Here is a 17,881-nt window from a genome sequence, read left to right on the forward strand (position 1 = left end):
GGTTCGGCAGGGGCGGTCTTCTTGCTGATACCGGTGCTCATCGGCGCGATGGCCGATTCCGGAGGACATCTGGCATCGGTTCCGCAGAGGGTGGAGGGCATTCCCGACGTGGTGCTGTCGGCCTACGCTCGTGCGGCCGGGCACCTGGAGCAGGAGTACCCGGACTGTGAGGGGATGACGTGGCCCGTGCTCGCGGGCATCGGGAGGAGGGAGTCGGGCCATGCGGCCGGCAGCGAGATCTCCGCTTCGGGGCTGGTGCACCGGCCGCTGATCACCGGGCCCCGCCTGGACGGTTCAGGGGCCGGCGGCAACACCACCCCGCATCCCGACAGCGACGGTGGGAAGTGGGACCGGGACACCGGGTTCGACCGCGCGGTGGGGCCCATGCAGTTCCTCCCCACCACCTGGGCCTCCCACGGTCTCGATGCGTCCAGTGACGGTGTCGCGGACCCGCACAACATCTTCGACGCGGCGTGGAGCGCGGCGGTCTACCTGTGCGTGAGCCGCCCGAAAGCCGGTGCCGTGGATTTCACCGATGAGGACGACCTCGAATCGGCGCTGCTGCGCTACAACAGGTCGGCCTCCTACGTGGAGGAGGTGCGCGGGTTCATCGACTCCTACGCCGAAGTCGCCGTCCGGGCGGCCCCGGTTCCTGCGGTGGGTTCGGGGGCCGGGAGCGTGCAGGGGCGGGCGGCGGCACAGTGGGCCCTGGCCCAGGTCGGCAAGCCGTACCTGTGGGGTGGGACGGGGCCGGGCGCGTTCGACTGCTCGGGGCTGGTCATGCGGGCGTGGGAGACGGCAGGAGTGGGCATTCCGCGGGTGACCACCGACCAGGTCAATGCCGGAACCCGTATCGGGTTAGGTGAGCTCCAGCCGGGGGACCTGTTGTTCTACGACACCGGAGCGCCCGGCGGCTCGCCCTCGCACGTCACCATGTACGTCGGCGACGGGCAGATGGTCAACTCGCCCAGGACCGGCCAGCTGATCCGCGTCGAACCGGTGAACGGCGCCTACTACAGCAGCGTTTTCGTGGCGGCCGTCAGGCCGGGCTGACGGGCCCACAGCGCCCTGGAGGCGCGGACGGCCGATCCAGGGCCGTCCGCGTCCACGGGGCCGACTGGCGGCCCCCTGGGGCGCCGTCGCGTGATGCCCCCTCTTTTTCAAGCGTGATGACTTTTCCGAACCATTCCGGTTGAAACTTCTCGCGAGTATGGGGAAACATCGTCGCTGTTCAGCCCGGGTGAACGCGGCCGTTCTTATGGAAACGGCTTATTTCTTATGTCTGAAATGGGGGATTTTGTCATGCCCGAGTGTGCCTTGAGAGAAAAACATCCCGCCCGGCCCCGGACCGCTTCCGCATAGCAGGGCCGGACTCACCGTGTCCGGTGGGGAGAGGAAGCGCAGCTTCGAGGGGCGAACGACCTTCGGGGCCATTGACACCCGCCCCGCCCGGAACACGGAAACGAGTACTGAGAAGAGCACAGAAGAGAAGGCGCCCCGGACGGTGATGGCGCACCGACCGAGGCGTGATCCCCCACCTGAGAGCACCAGGAGGAAGATCCATGGGTCATGGTACGGGTCGGCACCGCAGGCGCCGACGAAGGTGGGCCGACAGCCTGCGGTGCGCCGCAGGCGCGGTGCTCGCCGCGATCGTCGGAGCGGGCTCCGCGCCTGCCCGAGATCCGGCGACCCCGGAAGGGCCGACGTCGGCCTCGTCCCCGGAGCCCGCGAGTTCCACAGCCATGCGTTCGGATCGTGAGCCGGAGTGGGTGCGGCGCTACGACGAGGCTCGGCGCTCCCACGCGGACCGGTCGCTCATCCTCTTCACCGAGGGTGACGAGAGGGGCGTGCGGGGCGCCCCGGTGCGGTTGCCGCGCCCGGGCTGGTGTGTGGACGAGGACGGGATACGGGCGGTGCGTCCGTACCTGGTCGCGCACGAGCAGCGCCAGCGGGCCGAGCGGCTGCGCATGGAAACGCCCGCTTCCTGTCGAGGAGGACCTGTGCCGAACGTCCTCGCCCGAGGAGCCGACAGGGACACTCCTGGTGAGTGGGCTGAGTTGGCCGGACTGATCCGCCGGTGGGACGCATTGCGGGTGCCCGCGGTCTGATCTCAGGCGTGATTTGGGGCCGCCTCCCTGTGGAGGCGGCCCCTTCCGTTTGCTCGCGTTCGGTGTTTGTGCAGGTAGGGCGTGCGACATCAAATCCTCGTGGTTCTCTTCACAGTTTTGGTCACCGTGAGTGTTCAAGAAGCGGTTGTGGAGTGACTCTGCGTGTGGTTACTGTCACTCATCGAAAGCGCGGCGTCAGGGCCGTGCCCGGTGAGAAATCGGCGGTGGGGCATGCGTGTGCCTGCTACGGGTTGGGCGGCGGTGGCGGTGGTCATGCTGACGGGGTGCGCGACACAGGAGGGCGATCCCGTCGATGAGCCGGCGCGCACGCCTCCCGCTCTCGCGGTCCCCGCCGGCCCGACAGCGGAGGAACTGGCACTGGATGCTTATCGCGGTATGTGGGACGTGGTGGTCGAAGGCTCCCATGAGGGAGCGGTCGGCCACCCGGCCCTGGAGGAGTACGCCTCGGGGCAGGCCCTCGAATTCACCACAGCGATGCTGCGCGGTGTGGCGGCGACGGGAGAGCCCGTGCTCTCCCCAGAAGTAGTCGGCACCGAACCTGAAGCCGCTCCCACCAGCGTGCATATCGAGGACTGTGTCGACAGCTCGGAGTGGCTCCTCACCGAGGGGGACGAGGCCGCCGATACAGGGGAGAGGAAGCGCTCGGCGGAGGCCACGGTCGTTTCCGGCGAGGGCGGATGGCTGGTCGCCGACCTCTGGCTCGATGGCTACGGCTCATGCTGAGGCGCATATCCCCTTCCCTGAAGAAGACATTCGTCCCGGGGACGGTGGTGATATGCCTCGTACTGCACACGGCTCCTGCGGCAGCGGCGACCGAGGACTTCCTCGCCTCGGCCGACTGCTCCAGCGGTGAGTGCCGGGTCGGAGCCGGGACCTCCGGTGCTTCGGGGAACGGTGGCGGAGGTCCTGCCGCAGGGGGTTCTGGAGGGAGCCCCGATGCGCGTGGCGGAGGGCGTCCTGCCTGTGTGATGCCGAATACGGAGTTCGGGCAGTCCGGAGTGGAGGGCCCGCTGGAGGCGCCGCCGGGCATGGCCCAGTGCGAGGGCACCGGCAGCACCGTGCGGGTGCCGGTGTTCGACCCCGCGGTGCTGGCCGAGCAGGCGCGGGCGGTGATGCGCCTGCCCGAGCCCGATATCGGCGTCGCGCCGACACCGGAAAAGCTCCGGTTCGTGAACATCCCCCAGTGGATGTGGGTGGCCGAGGCGGACTGGGCGCCGGTGTCGGCGACGGCTTCGGTGAGTGCGGGGTCGGTGACGGTGGTTGCGACCCCGGAGCGGGTGGTGTGGGACACCGGGGACGGACACGAGGTGGTGTGCACCGGGCCCGGCACCGTGTTCTCCGAGGCCGTCTACCGGGAGGAGGGCTCCCCGGACTGCGGGCACACCTACACGGCACTGCCCCCGGGCGGTGCCGGGGCGACGGTGGACCTGACTGCGGTATGGGAGTGGAAGGTGTCGTGGTCGGCCAGTGACGGCAGGAGTGGAGACCTGGAGGCGCTGACGACGGCGGCGACGGTCGCCGTGCCGGTGAGCGAGATCCACTCGGTGGTCACCGACAGCCGCTGAGAGCGGTGAACAGGCGTTGACGAAGAAGGGGGAGGGATGGTCGCGCTCGCGAATCCCAAGCATGACAACCGGAAAACCAGGGAAAGTCCGGCCGGGGCGGAAGGGGAGTGGGAGTCGGTCCGGCTGGCCGCGACCTCGCGCCGCCGGTGGAAGTGGGGTCTGCTCGCCGGGGCCCTGATCGCTTCGGGCGGTTTCGCCGGAGCCTGGGCGGGACTCGCCTCGGACGACACGCGCACGGTCGCGGTGCTCGCGGCCGACCTTCCGGCCGGTCACGTGCTCACCGCCCAGGACGTGTCCTCGGTCGAAGCGGGAGGGGTCGAAGGGCTCCGACTGCTGGCGCCGGAGTCCGTGGAGGGGATGGCGTTGAGCAGGCCGATGCCCGCCGGGTCCCCTCTGGTTGCGGGCTCGGTCACCGATTCCGGGCTGTGGCCCGAGCCGGGCACCGCACTGGTCGCGGTACCCGTGGCCACGATTCCCCAGGACATGGAGCCGGGGGCGAGGGTCGACCTGATCGCCACCCGCGCGGTACCGGACGAAGCGGTCGAGGGCGAGGAATCCGAGCCGGACGGCCCGGATGGCGCTCCCGGAGTCGTGACGGGCCTGGTGCACCGCGTGGTCTCCAACAGCGAGGACGCGTTCGGCGGCGGCCGGCAGGTGGTGGAGGTGGTCCTGCCCCGGGACCGGGCCGCACGTTTCTCCCAGGCGGCGGCCGGGGGAGACGTACAGGTCGCGGTGATCGACCCGCGCGAGGAAGCCCGAACGGATGTGGTGGGGGAGGAGAGCGAATGATCGTGGCGGTGTGTTCACTCAGCGGGGCACCGGGCGTGACGAGTCTGGCCACGGCGATCGCCGCCTGCTGGCCCTCCACCCCGTTGACTGTGCCGGTGCTGGTGGAGGCCGACGCCTCCGGCGGTGACGTGGCCTCCTGGCACGGCATCGATCTCGGCCGGGAACAGAAGGGGCTGGTGCCTTTGGCCGCCGCCTCCCGCACACCGGTGCCGGTGCCCGCCGATGCCTGGGCGGAGGTCGGAGTGGTCAACGCGTCCCAGGCGGGTTCGCCGGTGCTGGACCACGCGGTGGAGCTGCCCGGCGGTCTGCGGGTGGTGGCCGCGCCGGCCGACCCGCTGGAGGCGGGCCGCGCTGTGGCCATGCTCGCCCACAACCCCGCCCTGCTGCGGGCGGGGCGGGTGACCGTGCTCGATGTTGGGCGGGCGGTACCGGGGTCCGCGGGGGCGTCCCTGGTCCGCTGCGCGGACGTCGTCGTGGTCCTCACCGATCCGGGCGACGTAGGGCACGCGAACCGGTTGCGGGTGTGCGCTCCGGTCCTGGCCTCGCTGAAGGAGGTCGGGATGCGGGTCGGACTGGCCGTGACCGGCACCTGCCCGCACCCCGACCAGGAGGTGTCCCAGGTGTTCGGGCTGCCGGTGTGGGCGCGTATCCCGCACGACCCCACCGGAGCGGCACTGGTACGCGGCGAGCACCGGCCGCCCACACGGTTGCGGGACCGCTGGGCCGCGTGGCGGTCCCAGCGTCGCGACCCCGACGGCATGGAGTGGATGCCGTTGGTCAGGGCCGCCAAGTCCCTGGCGGAACTGTGCGATGACTTCTCCGGCCTCGGCCTGGACGGCCAGGGGCAGAACACGACGGCGGTGAGTGCGGCATGACGGCGACGAACGATGTTCCACGACTGGCACCGACCCTCCGGGACGGCCCGGACGAGGCCGCCCTTCGAACCACGGCGGTGGCGCTGGCCGGCCGCATCACCGAGCAGCTCATCACCGACCACGGCAGGGCTGCGGACTCCGAGTCCGTGGGCCGACTCGTCGACGCGCTCCTGGAGGAGCGCGCCCGCACCGCTCTGATACGGGGAGAGGCGGCGCTCACTGCCGTGGACGAGGCTCGGCTGCGCCGCCTGGTCCTGGACCACGTCCTGGGCCTGGGGCCGCTGGAAGAGCTGCTCGCCGAGCCGGAGGTGCAGAACATCCACATCACCGGAAACGACCCGGTGACCGTGGACCACGGCGGGGGACGCCGCGAACGCCGCCCGGCCGTCGTGGACACCGACTCCGCACTCGTCTCCCTGGTACAGCGGATCGCTGCCCGTGCCCCCGGCGGGGAACGGCGCTTCGACACGGCGGCACCGATCCTGTCCATGGAATTGAAGGACGGTTCCCGTCTGTCGGCGGTGATGCCCGGGATCGCGGCCCGTCCGACCGTGACGATCCGCCGCCACCCCGACCGGTACCCGAGGCTGGGAGATCTCGCCCGGACCGGGATGATCGACCAGACCGCCCGCGACCTGCTGGTCTCGGCTGTCAAGGCCCGGATGAACCTCCTCATCAGCGGAGCCACGAACGCTGGCAAGACCACCCTGCTGCGTGCACTGGCGGGCACGATCGAGGGCGAGCGGATCATCACCGTGGAGGACTCGCTCGAACTCGGACTGCACCGCCACCTGACGGACGCCAACGTCGTGGCACTACAGGGGCGGCCCGCCAACATCGAAGGCCTCGGCGAAGTCACCCTGGCCGAGCTGGTGCGGGCCGCGCTGCGGATGTGCCCGGACCGGGTGATCGTCGGGGAGACCCGGGGACCGGAGACCATCGCGCTGCTCAACGCGATGAGCATGGGCACGGACGGGTCGATGTCCACCATCCACGCGTCCAGCTCACAGCAGGTGTTCGCCAAGCTGGCCGCGTACTGCGCCCAGGCCCCGGAACGGATGACCCCCTCGGCGACGGCGTCGCTGGCGGGCACGGCGGTGCACCTGGTCGTCCACATCGACATGGCCCCGGACGGGACTCGGGTGGTCACCAGCGTCCGCCAGGTCGTGGGCTCCGAAGGCGAACAGGTCGTCTCGGACGAGCTGTACACCCGGGAAGCCGACGATCCCGCCGGGCAGATCGTGTGCCCTCCGAGCGGCCTGACCGGCCGAAGCCTCGTGAGGGCCGGATACCCCATGCGGGGGTGGGCGTGATGACGCCGTGGTGGGACTGGGCCGTGGGCGCACCCGCCCTCGGGGGAGGGTTGGTCGGGGCGGGCATCGCCTGCGCCGCCTACACGATGACCCTCATCCCCTGGCGTGTCCCCTCCACCGGCCCGGGACGGTGGCTGGGGCTCCCGCGTCAACGCGGTACCTGGATCCGCGCGGCCTGCGCCGTAGGCGCGGGAGCCGTGGCCGGTCTGGTGACGGGGTGGCCGGTCGGGGCCGTGCTCGCCGCCGCCGCGGGGTGGTGGATGCCCGTCCTGCTCGGCCCCGACACCACGACCCGTGCCGAAGCCGACCTCGCCGAGGCCCTGGCCTCCTGGGCCGAGCAGCTGCGCGACATGATCACCGGGGCTTCGGGACTGCACCAGGCCGTCACCGCCACGGTGCCCGTCGCCCCGGACCCGGTCCGCGACCAGGTTCGGGCGTTGGACGCCCGGCTGCGTGCCGGACTGCCGATGGAGCGGGCGGCAGCGGTGTTCGCCCGCGAGGTCGACTCCGATCTGGGCGACCTGATCGCGGTCGCCCTGACGATGGGCGCCTCCCGACAGAGCGGCGACCTCGGAGGGGTGCTGTCACGGTTGGCGGAGGCCGCACGTGAGAGGGCGACCACGGTCGCACGGGTATCGGCGTCCCGCGCGCGGGTGCGCTCTTCGGTACGGATCATCGCCGCCGCCACCACGTTCATGATCCTGGGCATGGCGGTGTTCAATCCGGCGTTCCTGGCTCCCCTGGGAACGGTCTCCGGCCAGCTCGTGCTCGCGCTGACCGGGGGGCTGTGGGCGGCCTCGTTCTTCTGGCTCGCGCGCCTGGCCTCACCGCCTGAGCAGGTGCGCCCCTTCACCTTGTCAGCGGTGGAGACGGCCGGGGCCGGTGGTGCCGGGTGAGCGCGTTCGTGATGTCCGCTGCCGGTGCGATGGTCGGTGCAGGGGTCTGCGCCGCCGCGTACGCGGTGCGCCGCCCGACCCTCACCGAGCGCCTCACACCCCGCCCCGTACCCGAGTCGCGCTCCCGCTCGGAGAAGGGATGGGCCCGGCGGCTGGGGCACCGCGCGGGATGCCTCCTGGACCGCACCGGTATCCCGGGGCCAGCCATGGCACGAACCCTCGCGGCGGCGGGGACTTCTGTGGAGGCCTACCAGGCGGAGAAGGCCGCCGCTGCCGGGATCGGCGTCGTGTCGGCAACGGTGCTGGCCGCTGCGGGCTCCGTGGTCTCTCCCTACCCCGCGATGGTGTGGCTGCTCGCCGTGCTGGTCGCGGTGGCGGGATTCCTTGCCCCGGACCTGGCGGCGCACAGTGCCGCCGCCGAGCACCGGAACGAACTCCGCGCGGCCGCGTCAGTACTGGCCGACCTGGTCGTGATGGGCCTGGCGGCGGGTGCCGGGACCACCGGCTCGGTCACCACCGCCCTCCAGCACGGGAGCGGGCGCACCACTGAGCGGATCCGCCGGGCCGTGCACGCGGCGACCCTGCGCCACCGGCCCGTGTGGGAAGGGCTGGAAACCCTGGCCCGTGAAACCGGGGTGCGCGAACTCGCGGAGCTGGCCGCCTCCTTGCAACTGGGCGGCACCTGCGGGGCGCATACCCGCACGTCCTTGACGGCGAAGGCATCATCGCTGCGCGCTCGCCGCCTGGCGGAGGCCGAGGCTGCCGCGAACGCGGCCACCGAACGCATGACCCTGCCCACCATGGGCCTGGTCGCCGGGTTCCTGGTGCTGATCAGCTACGCCGCCCTCACACACGTGACGGCCGGTTTCTAGACAGGGAGAGGCTCCAGTGAAGGATGTTCTTCAACGTGCCCGAAGCCGTGCACGCTCATGGCTGACACCGCCACGCGACGCCACCTCCGACAAGGGGGCGGCGACGACCGAGTGGATCCTCGTCATCGTGGTGTCCATCGCCATCGCCACCACCGTGGGAGGCATCCTCGTCGGAGAGTTCACCACGGCGGCCGAGTCCATTGACCTGGGCGTGAACCGATGAGCGCACGGTTCCGGTGCCGTAGCGGCCGAAGCCGGGGGAGCGCCGATGACCGGGGCAGTGCGGAGCCGCTCGTCGTCCTGCCGATCGTGTTCGTGATGGTGCTCGCGGTGGCCCAGGTGGGGGTGTGGGCACATGCCCAGCACCGGACCCAGGCGATCGCCTCCCAGACCTTGGTGGCGGCCCGTGCTTTCGACGGCTCCGCGGCGTCGGCCCATGGCCGGGCCGAGCAGGCGCGGGAGCAGTTGGGCGGCGGCATGCTCCACCGGATGGAGGTCGAGGTCGACCGGACTGCGGATCTGGCGCGCGTACGGGTGGCGGCCCGGACGGTCAGCCTGGTGCCGGGGACCGGGTTGCCGGTGTCGGCGGAGATGTCCGGGCCCGTCGAACGCCTCGCACCATGAACAGGAGCGTGAAGGGCAGGCACGTGCGGTGGTGCGGCCGTGATGACGGAAGTGCCTCGGTGGAACTGACGCTCCTCGTCCCGGCGGTCCTGCTGGCCCTGATGCTGATGGTCGTGGCGGGGCGGCAGGTCTCGGCAGCCCTGGTCACCCAGGACGCGGCCGCGGCTGCGGCCCGGTCCGCCTCCCTGCAACGCGATACGGCCTCTGCCCGTGCCCAGGCCCGCGACACGGCTGTGAGGGAGCTGGCCGGCCGGGGCGTGGTCTGCGACCCCTTCACCACCTCCGTGGACGTCTCCCGGTTCGGGCCGGGAGGGACGGTGCGGGTGGACGTGGCCTGCACGGTCAGCGCCGTGGACCTGGGCGGATTCGGCGGTCAGCGCACGCTGCACTCCTCCGCCGAGTCCCCGATCGACCCCTACCGAGGAAGGACGCCATGAAACGGGCGACTCGGACCACAGGGCACCACCTGCACCGGTCGGGGGACGAGGGGAACGCGTCGACGTTCCTCCTCATGCTCGTGCCGGTCGTGATGGTCGTGTTCGCGCTGGTGTGGGAGGCCGGGCAGATGCTCCTCACCAAGACCGAACTGTTGACGGCCGCGCACGAGGCCGCCCGGGCGGGCGCCCAACAGGTCGACGAGGCCGAGACCCTCCGCACAGGAATCCCGGTGCTGGCCCCGCACGATGCCCGCCGGGCCGCCATCGACCACCTCCGTTCCCCGGACGCCGCGGTGCAGGCGGAGATCGACGGTGACCAGGTCGCAGTCCGGGTTCGCACCACCTACGCCCCCGCCCTGTTGCCGATCGGCGTCCGCGAGATCGAGGCGGAGGCGACCGCGACCGCACTGCCGCCGCAGTAGGACCGAAGGACACACACTGCCCCGCACCAGGTCTGGAAGAGAATCGAAGGGAAGAGGTATGGCGCGAAGCCCGTGGTCCGTGGCGGGTGAAGCACTTTTCACGGTGGTCATGCTGGTGGGCCCGCCCTTCCTTGCGACCCGGATGGAGTGGCCGCTGGGAGAGGACACCACCTGGGTCTGGCTCCTCCAGTACCTGCGCGGGGGAACCGTTCCCGACGAGGCTGTGATCGCCGCCTCGATGGTCGGCCTTTGGGGAGCCTGGGCGGTCCACCTGGCGATCGTCGCCTTGGACATCGTCGCCGTGGCGCGGGGTTTGGTGCCGCGGGTGGGGCTGGTGCGACTGGTGTGGGTGCTGGTGGCCGGAGGCGCCACCGCGACCACCACCCACACCACGGCTCTGGCCGCACACGCGGACACCGTGGCCGAAGCGTCGGTCACACCCGCAGCCGCTTCCGTTCAGAACCCCCGGGATGCAGGTGAGGAGCAGGAGCAGAACCGGAGGGTGATCGACCGCACCCGCACCCTGACCGGGTTCGGATTCGACTCGGCTGACCTTGCCCCGGCCATGGCCGAGTCCCTGGAACCGACCATCGGCATGATCGCCGACTTCGGACACCCTGAAGAGCCGCTGGTGGTGACCGGGCACACCGACCCGGTCGGCGACCCCCGCTATAACCAGGAACTGTCCGAAAGGCGCGCCCAAGCCGTCGCGGACTACTTGGCCGACCACTTGGACGCCGAGGTCCAGATCGAGGTCCGGGGCAGTGGAGCCGCCCAGGCCCCGTCAGACCCCAGAGCCTCGTACGGCGAGTACCGGCGGGTCGAGATCTCCTACACCGTCCAGCGCCCGGACCCCGACTCCGCGCCGCCCGTGGAATCCGCTTCTGAGGCTCCTCCCGAAGTGTCCCCCGCATCGGAACGGACGGAGGCGGACATGACCGCTATGGGCCACCGATACGCAGGGAATGAAGCACTCCTGGTCGGTGCGGTGTCCGGTGCGGCCGGCCTGGGGGCCGGTTATGCGGTCGGACGGAGGAGGACGGCGACCGCACCAGGGAAGCCGGGTATGAACGTCAGGCCGCCAACAGGCCCCGGAGCTTCGGTAGCGGACTCCGCCACCGGCGATACCATGCCGGGGCAGAGCGGGCCGGTGCACCAGGACGCGCCGGGGCCCGCCTGCGCTGTCGTCCAAGAAGACGGACACGTGCTCGTCTCCGACACAGTCCGGGTGGACAGCACGGGAGGTCTCGCGTTCACCGGAGCCCACGCGGAACGAGTGCTCGCGGCCACGGTCACCGCCCACGCCCCAGGCACTGTGGTGGCCACCAGGGCGGTCGCCGCAGTCCTCACGGCGCACAGCGCACCGCTGGAGGGGGTGCAGATCGTCCCTGACCTGCGCCACGCGCAGGTCGTGGTGGAGACGGAGCTGTTGTCCCGCGCCCGCCTCCTGGACGAGGGCGATGATGATTCCGGCAACCCCGTGGTCCCCGCCCAGTCCGTCCTGGTGGTGCTGGAAGCAGACGAACTCGCCGCTGCCCAGGGGCTACCCGCGGAACTGGCCGCTGCTGCCGGGGCGGTGGCCTGCGTACTCGGTGACACCGACTACGCGGGAGCCGTGCTGGACTGCGAAGACGCCCACCAGGTGCGGGTTCGTGACCGTGATGCGGAGACGAAGCGCGATGGCGCTCTGCGACACCTGAGTTCACCGCACACTGGAGAGACCGACGACGAACGGCCCCTGCCCGACCCGGAGCCCGCTCCCGACCCGGCTGCGGGCGGGCCGAACCGGATCGGGAAGGAGCAGCCCGGCGTTCCCGCAGACGCTGGGAAGGAACAGCGCGAGGCCGACTCGCAGGACAGGGTACGGGTACGGCTGTTCGCCCCCGAGGTGGTCTGCGAGGTGAACGGCCGCGATGTCCTCCAGGGGACGCGTAGCAGCACCTACACCCTGCTCGCCGTCCTGGCCCTCGCCCCGGCAGCGGGGATCTCCAACCAGGAGCTGACACAGGTCCTGGCACCCGAGATGCCCGAGGCGCAGGCCCGCCGGTTCCGGTCCAACGCGGTCTCGGCTCTGCGCAAGGCCGTCCGCGACGCACTGGAGCTGGACCCGGAGACACCGGTCGTCGAGAACGAGAAGGGAAGGCTCCGGCTTCAGATGGAGTACTTCGACATCGACGTCCACGAGTTTCTCAGCCTCTACGTCGAGGTGAAAAGTTCGGATGATTCAGATGGGGAATGTCGGTTGCGGAAGTTGGTGGACCTCTATCGAACAGACCTCCTTTCTGAAATTCATGACGAGTGGTTCTCCGAACGCCGGTACGAGTTTCAGGAAATCATTGCCGATGTGTATGTGAGGTTGCTCGACTATGTCGAATCCGAAGAAGAGCGCGTACACCTCATCGACTGCGCATTGCAGATGGATCGCTTGAATGAAGTGCTCCATCGGGAGAAAATGAAGAACTATGCTTCCCTGGGAAGGAAGGATGCGGTGTATCGGTGCTTCCGGGCTTTGGAGGGACAACTCAAGCAGTGCGGTTCCAAGCCTGCCCCGGAAACTCGAAGCCTCTTTGAGGACCTCGTCCGATAGAACTCCCGAGCCCGAGCCGAGCGATCTGTACTCTTCGTCGGGCGGGTACCCGCCTTCAAGCTCCGTGGGCCGCACGAGGTCCGATAACGCCGCCGATGACTCCGCCGATTGAAGGGCCGATCCTTGGCCCTGTGACTTCGCCGATCGATGGGCCGCCTTGATCGGCCCACCCCGGCGGCGTTATCAGTGCAGGTCAAAGCCCTCTTGGGTGGGCCAATAGAAATCCAGACTTATACCCAGTGGGTAGTCATCCTCACGTAGGGGCGGGGGCCGCCCTCCGCCTTCGGCGGTCGGACGGCCCCCGCTCGACTCATCCTCGGTTCAGTCTCCCTTCCCCCTCTCTCCTCCCCGGTCTTACCACAATCTCCGTTGCCTTTTCATTTTTCACCTTCATGGGGTGCCCAAACCATGGGTGTTATGATCGCCTAGATTTGCGATTTTCATGAAAAGCATGATCAGCCAACCTGGATGTGTGCATGCCAGTTCCCTATCGCGCGCGTGCGCGGTTCCTCTTCCCGTGGCGCGCCCGGAAAAATTCTCACGAGAAATCTCGCGCCACGGGTTGACACCCCCGCCTCACCCAAGGTGCTATTGGCGTGCCACCGGGGCCGGCGCACGGCTTCCGGGGCGGGCGGAGAATTTTTCCGCGACGCGAGTTGACAAACCCGCGTCACCCAAGGTCACCTAGGGTCCACCCCGGAGAATGGAACCGTTTCCCGGGGGCGCGAAAAAAGGTTCGCTGGGCGAGTTGACAAACCCGCGAAACCCAAGCGAACCTCGGACCGCCAAAGAGAAGTGACCGCCGAATTCAACGGGCGCGTTCGTGCATTCTTTGCGCGTATCGAAACGAAGGGACCGTGATGTCTGAGAAAAACCGGCCGACCCAGTGCGGGGTGACCCTGATCTGCCCCGAGTGCCAGGAGGAGGTCCGCAACCTGCCGCCCACCGACATGCCCCCGGGGTTCGCCCGGCCCGAGCACAGCCACCACGACGGCTCGACCTTGTGCCCGGTGTTCGGCTACCAGCCCCGTGACCACCTGAGCAGCCGCAAGCCCGCCGAGGCGGTCGCCTTCCTACAGGTGACGGTTCCGACCAGGACCTGATGCGGCCGGCCGGAAGACGGCAATCTTCCGACCGGCCCCACCCAGAACGACCGCGCCCGCGAAGGCATGGAGTCCCGATGGCGGGCGCGGTTCCCACACAACCAACGAAGTGGAGTGTGCTGTGAGCACGAGTATGCCCTACACGACGGCGATCACCGTCACCCCGACCGACGTCGAGAAGCTGCGCGACAGCGCGACCGGCAGCTGCCTGGTCTGGGACGAGGCGTCCAACTGGGTCGCCACGATCGGCCGGGACCAGGTCGCGACCACCTCCCGGATGATCATCGCGGGCCGCCGGGGCCTGGAGGACCTGGCCGAGACCTTGGACGAGGAAGGGATCCCGGTGACCGACGAGCGGCTCGCCCGGGACCTGACCGACATCGCCAACGACTACAGGACCGAGTGGCCCGGCATCCGCACGATGAACCTCCAGGTGCAGGGGCTGCGCGAGGCGGTGATCGGACCGCGGACCTACCTGGACGGCCCGCCCCTGCTTCAGGTGCCCGTCACCGGCCTGCCCCGGATGACGGACTACTACCGGCGCACCCGCACGGGCCTGATCGCCTGCGTCACGGTCTCCTTCGCCTACCTGGAGCCGACCGTGATCACCCTCCGGGCCCCGCGTGAGGGCTTGCGGCCGGTCACCGAGATGGCGGTGGAGACCGCAGGCGCCTTGCGGCCTCACAAGGTGCACCGGTTGATCGCCGCCGCGGTCGACGGCGCCCTGGACCTGGACCTGTAGCCACCCGCCGCGCCTGCGGGGCTGCCCCTTGCGAGGGGCGGGGGCGGCCCCCTCCTTCCCGAACCACTGCCGAGCCTGTGTTCGGCATGCCCGAAAAGGACCGCATTCTCGTGATCGACCTGAACCTTGCCCGCCTGCTGACCGCCGAGGTCACACCTGAGGACCTGCTCGCCCTGGCCGGAACCGGCCCCGGCGCCCTGATCATCCCCGACGCCGACAGCAGCGGGTACACCGTCGCCCGCGCCGAGCACCTGGACTGGAACCGGCGCCGGCTCGTTGTCTACGGGTACCACGACCTGTGCCTGGACCTGGCCCTGCGCCACCGGAACCACGGCGAGGCCGCCGCCTGCCTCACCCGCACCATTCGGGCCGGTCTGCGGGGGTGGGCCGTCCGGACCCGGGAGGCGAGCCCCCTGGTGTGGCGGGTGCGCGAGGACCTGCACCGACACGGCCTGCACCTCAACGCACGGCCCCAGTTCAGCACCACCGAGGACGGCGGGGCACGCATCGACGACACCTTCACCTGGCGCCAGGACCGCCGGATCGCCGTCACCCTGTGCACCGTCCAACGCCAGCCGCACAGCCTGATGGCGGCCCTGGACCTGTACTGCGGCGGCCACCACGTGACCGGCTGGTGCGAGCGCATCACCCGCACCAGCGGCGTACCCCGGTTCGCCGACCTGGCCGGAGAGCGGGCCCGCCTGCACCTGGACCTGCGCGACTGACCCACCCACCGGGGCCGCCCCTGCCAGGGGCAGGGCGGCCCCACCCCCGACTCGACCCACAACCGCGCCGGGCACGGTGTTCGGCGCGCCCACAGAAAGGCACATTCCGTGTACGACGAGGGACTTGACGTGACGATCTCTGACTGGTTCACCCACGCCTGCATCACCTCGGGCATGCTGCGCGCCCTGGACAGGATTGGCCCCGGCGGGGTGATCATCGCCGACCTGTTCCGGCAGGACTACCGGGTCACCCACGCCCAGGCCATCGCCCCCGACCAGAATCGCACCCACTTCATCGTGTACGGCCACCACGACCTGCGCCATGACCTGCGCGCGTTCCGCCGGGACCACGGACACCGGTTCTGGGAGGAGCTGGTCGCGGCGGTGGACTGCACTGCCTGGGACTGCATGGACGACCAGGTCGAGAACATCGCCGCGACCGGCTATGTCGTCACCCGCATGCGCCAGCACATGCGCCGCTACGACCTCGACCTGACCGCCGTACCGCGCTACCGGGACAAGCGGCTGCGCCCCGGCGGCCCGACCGCCACGCGCAGGACGGTCACGGACCGGTACGCCTACCGGCGCGCCCCGCACATCACGGTCACGGTCACCAGCCCGGTGGACGAGACGACCGGCGCGTTCTCCCTGATCACGATCAGTGACCAGGGCCGGCACGTGACCGGGTGGCTCGCCCGGATGGGCAACCAGGTCACCGCCGCGCTCCACGCTCACCGGGTGAGTGAGGCCATCCAGGCCCACCTGCGCCGCTCCCGCCGCGCCTGATACCCGGGGGCCGCTCCGCACACGGGGCGGGGCGGCCCCCATAGCCGACCACACCTGTAACGCCGAGTCTCGGCTCGGCATGCGTGAAAGGACGCACCTCCATGACCGCACCGCACACCCGGTTCTCCGGCGCGGAGATCACGGTGGACCTGCTCGACGATCTGGCCGCCCAGGGGCCGGGAGGGCTGATCGTCGCCGACCTGGACCAGGCCCGCTACAAGGTTGCCTGTGCCCGCGACCTCGACTGGGACCAGAACCCGGTCATCACCTACGGTCACGGCGACCTCACCTGGGACCTGGGGCACTGGGGTGGAGACCGCAAGTGGGTCGCCGAAGCGGCCACCGACCAGGCCCGCGACGAGATCGCCCACTGGATCGACCGGGCGCGCTCGGTCCCGCCCCTGCACCAGGGCCTGCGGGCGAACCTGCACCGCCAGGGCTGGGACCTGGACCAGTTCCCCCTGGACACGGGGTTCATCGAGACGGACTTCCGTCGGCGCATCACCGATCACCTCGTTCTGCGCGCCGACCCTGGGTTCACGCTCAAGCTGAGCAGTGAACTGCGCCGCCCGCCGCATCTGGCGATGATCGCGGACCTGCACCACCAGAGCCGGTACCTGGGTTCCTGGGCCGAGAAGGTCACCTCCATCGGCATGCCCCTGTTCATCCGCCACCTCCAGGTGCGCATCCGCCGCTACCAGAGCGTCCGCACCTGACGCCCCCCGGGGCCGCCCCGTGAGAGGCGGGGCGGCCCCGGGGCACCAATCCGAATCCGCAGAAAGGAACACGTTCACCATGACCACCACCGCTGCTCCGCGCCGGTCTGCCGAGCACACCCGAGCCCTGATCCTGGCCACTCTCACCCACGCCCCCGACCCCGTCACGGTCGCCGCGCTGGCGGAGGAGACCGGGCTGGGCACCTCCACCCTGGCCAAGCACCTCAACACGCTGGAGAAAGAGGAGAAGGCACTGCGCACCCCGGGAGGACGCGACGGACGCAAGCGCCTCCCCGACACCTGGCACGCCGCCACCGCACCCGAGCCCACCTTGCCGGAGGAGAACGCCGAGACCGTTCTGGCCCCGCCCTCTCCGGAGGAGGACCAGGTGGACACTCCAGTTCAGGCGACCTCCGCCGCGCTTCAGGAAGCCGCTGAGGATTCCGCGGATACGACTCACACCCCGAGCGCACCCACCGAGACGGACAGCCCGGCTCCTTCCATCCCGACCGTGCCGGTATCCGCACCCCGTCCCGTCGCCTCTACCCCGGTCGCGGCGAAGCCGCTCGGTTCCACCACGGAGTCGGACCTCAACCCGGTGAGCGGATCCATGCGGCTCGCGCCGGGCGAACTGAAGCTGATGGTGCGGGCGATCCTTGACGCCGACCCGGGTGAGGAGTTCACCGCCACCGCGATCAGCCACCTCCTGGCTGGCCGGTCCATCGGCGCGATCCAGAACAACCTCGCCCGCCTGGCCAAGGAGGGGCGCGCGGTGCAGACCTGCGACAGGCCCCGCCGCTACCGCTCCGCCAAGCCCAGTAACTGACCGCAACCACCTCGGGGGTGCGGGCCCGGACCAGCCCACACCCCCACCTTGCAAATACCCCTGAGAGGTATAGAACGTTGTTCATCATGAACCCCGGGTGGGACCCCTGCCCCGGATGGGGAACCGCCCTGCTGCTGGCCGGAGCGTGCGTCCTGGTCACCCTCGCCGGAACCGTGGCGCGCACCGTCCGACTGCTGGACCGCTACTACGTGCAAGGGGACTGGCCCGGCGTGGTCCACCACTCCGAGCGCGGACCCGGCACTCTGTGCGGCCACTGCGGGCACCACCTGACCGCCCACGACCGCGCCACCGGCCGCTGCTGCCACGGCCTGCCCCTGGACCGGCTCGCCGCCATCATCGCCCTACCGATGCCGCTGGCCCTGCGCAGTCTCGTGCAACAGCCGGGCTGCCCCTGCCGGATCGGCCACCGGCACACCTGACCCGCACCACCCGACCGGGTGAAGGCCCGGGACC

Annotated in this window: 20 protein-coding genes; all 20 read left to right on the plus strand. The window is 70.3% G+C overall.

Annotated features, from left to right (window positions below; all coding sequences use genetic code 11):
* The first annotated feature begins 48 nt into the window (after positions 1 to 48).
* The 20 genes from ACSUPR_RS00345 (at position 49) to ACSUPR_RS00440 (ending at position 17,847) form a co-directional block, all read left to right on the plus strand.
* Positions 49 to 1,053, plus strand: coding sequence for an NlpC/P60 family protein (locus tag ACSUPR_RS00345; protein WP_436888459.1), 1,005 nt, complete (start codon positions 49 to 51; stop codon positions 1,051 to 1,053).
* A 689-nt stretch (positions 1,054 to 1,742) separates the two neighbouring features.
* Entirely contained in the window at positions 1,743 to 2,108 is a 366-nt protein-coding gene (locus ACSUPR_RS00350) for a hypothetical protein (RefSeq protein ID WP_436888461.1), read from the plus strand.
* 267 nt (positions 2,109 to 2,375) lie between these two features.
* The gene (locus ACSUPR_RS00355; RefSeq protein WP_436888463.1) at positions 2,376 to 2,852 is read left to right on the plus strand and encodes a hypothetical protein; all 477 of its coding nucleotides are present in this window, start codon (positions 2,376 to 2,378) and stop codon (positions 2,850 to 2,852) included.
* Positions 2,853 to 3,097: 245 nt separating this feature from the next.
* Positions 3,098 to 3,694, plus strand: a complete 597-nt coding sequence (locus ACSUPR_RS00360; RefSeq protein ID WP_436888465.1) for a hypothetical protein — start codon at positions 3,098 to 3,100, stop codon at positions 3,692 to 3,694.
* Between the two features lie 36 nt (positions 3,695 to 3,730).
* Positions 3,731 to 4,483 (plus strand): SAF domain-containing protein, encoded by a 753-nt coding sequence (locus ACSUPR_RS00365; protein WP_436888466.1) that lies wholly within the window; start codon positions 3,731 to 3,733, stop codon positions 4,481 to 4,483.
* 35 nt (positions 4,484 to 4,518) lie between these two features.
* Complete coding sequence (locus tag ACSUPR_RS00370; protein ID WP_436888468.1) at positions 4,519 to 5,358, plus strand: hypothetical protein; 840 nt, start codon at positions 4,519 to 4,521, stop codon at positions 5,356 to 5,358.
* Positions 5,355 to 6,671 carry a CpaF family protein gene (locus ACSUPR_RS00375; protein ID WP_436888470.1) on the plus strand — a complete coding sequence of 439 codons (1,317 nt, stop codon included), beginning with the start codon at positions 5,355 to 5,357 and terminating at the stop codon, positions 6,669 to 6,671. The genes ACSUPR_RS00370 and ACSUPR_RS00375 overlap by 4 nt, the downstream gene beginning before the upstream one ends.
* Entirely contained in the window at positions 6,671 to 7,567 is an 897-nt protein-coding gene (locus tag ACSUPR_RS00380) for a type II secretion system F family protein (protein ID WP_436888472.1), read from the plus strand. Before ACSUPR_RS00375 ends, ACSUPR_RS00380 begins: the two co-directional genes overlap by 1 nt.
* A 206-nt stretch (positions 7,568 to 7,773) precedes the next feature.
* A complete protein-coding gene (locus ACSUPR_RS00385) occupies positions 7,774 to 8,439 on the plus strand; it encodes a type II secretion system F family protein (RefSeq protein WP_436888474.1) in 666 nt (221 codons plus the stop codon).
* A 318-nt stretch (positions 8,440 to 8,757) separates the two neighbouring features.
* The gene (locus tag ACSUPR_RS00390) at positions 8,758 to 9,063 is read left to right on the plus strand and encodes a TadE/TadG family type IV pilus assembly protein (RefSeq protein WP_436888475.1); all 306 of its coding nucleotides are present in this window, start codon (positions 8,758 to 8,760) and stop codon (positions 9,061 to 9,063) included.
* A gap of 59 nt (positions 9,064 to 9,122) precedes the next feature.
* Positions 9,123 to 9,500, plus strand: a complete 378-nt coding sequence (locus ACSUPR_RS00395) for a hypothetical protein (protein WP_436888477.1) — start codon at positions 9,123 to 9,125, stop codon at positions 9,498 to 9,500.
* The gene (locus ACSUPR_RS00400) at positions 9,497 to 9,922 is read left to right on the plus strand and encodes a pilus assembly protein TadG-related protein (protein ID WP_436888479.1); all 426 of its coding nucleotides are present in this window, start codon (positions 9,497 to 9,499) and stop codon (positions 9,920 to 9,922) included. The genes ACSUPR_RS00395 and ACSUPR_RS00400 overlap by 4 nt, the downstream gene beginning before the upstream one ends.
* Before the next feature lie 109 nt (positions 9,923 to 10,031).
* Entirely contained in the window at positions 10,032 to 12,509 is a 2,478-nt protein-coding gene (locus ACSUPR_RS00405; protein WP_436892184.1) for an OmpA family protein, read from the plus strand.
* An 860-nt stretch (positions 12,510 to 13,369) separates the two neighbouring features.
* Complete coding sequence (locus ACSUPR_RS00410) at positions 13,370 to 13,612, plus strand: hypothetical protein (RefSeq protein WP_436888481.1); 243 nt, start codon at positions 13,370 to 13,372, stop codon at positions 13,610 to 13,612.
* A 121-nt stretch (positions 13,613 to 13,733) separates the two neighbouring features.
* Positions 13,734 to 14,354, plus strand: coding sequence for a hypothetical protein (locus tag ACSUPR_RS00415; protein ID WP_436888483.1), 621 nt, complete (start codon positions 13,734 to 13,736; stop codon positions 14,352 to 14,354).
* 86 nt (positions 14,355 to 14,440) lie between these two features.
* Positions 14,441 to 15,079: a hypothetical protein gene (locus tag ACSUPR_RS00420; protein WP_436888485.1), complete on the plus strand. Its 639-nt coding sequence runs from the start codon at positions 14,441 to 14,443 to the stop codon at positions 15,077 to 15,079.
* Between the two features lie 129 nt (positions 15,080 to 15,208).
* The gene (locus ACSUPR_RS00425; protein WP_436888486.1) at positions 15,209 to 15,865 is read left to right on the plus strand and encodes a hypothetical protein; all 657 of its coding nucleotides are present in this window, start codon (positions 15,209 to 15,211) and stop codon (positions 15,863 to 15,865) included.
* A 101-nt stretch (positions 15,866 to 15,966) separates the two neighbouring features.
* A complete protein-coding gene (locus tag ACSUPR_RS00430) occupies positions 15,967 to 16,581 on the plus strand; it encodes a hypothetical protein (RefSeq protein ID WP_436888488.1) in 615 nt (204 codons plus the stop codon).
* A gap of 79 nt (positions 16,582 to 16,660) precedes the next feature.
* Positions 16,661 to 17,407 (plus strand): helix-turn-helix domain-containing protein, encoded by a 747-nt coding sequence (locus tag ACSUPR_RS00435; protein WP_436888490.1) that lies wholly within the window; start codon positions 16,661 to 16,663, stop codon positions 17,405 to 17,407.
* Between the two features lie 86 nt (positions 17,408 to 17,493).
* Positions 17,494 to 17,847, plus strand: coding sequence for a hypothetical protein (locus ACSUPR_RS00440; protein WP_436888491.1), 354 nt, complete (start codon positions 17,494 to 17,496; stop codon positions 17,845 to 17,847).
* Positions 17,848 to 17,881: the final 34 nt, after the last annotated feature.

It is taken from the genome of Nocardiopsis dassonvillei (assembly GCF_964273065.1).
GTDB classification, from domain to species: Bacteria; Actinomycetota; Actinomycetes; order Streptosporangiales; family Streptosporangiaceae; genus Nocardiopsis; species Nocardiopsis dassonvillei_B.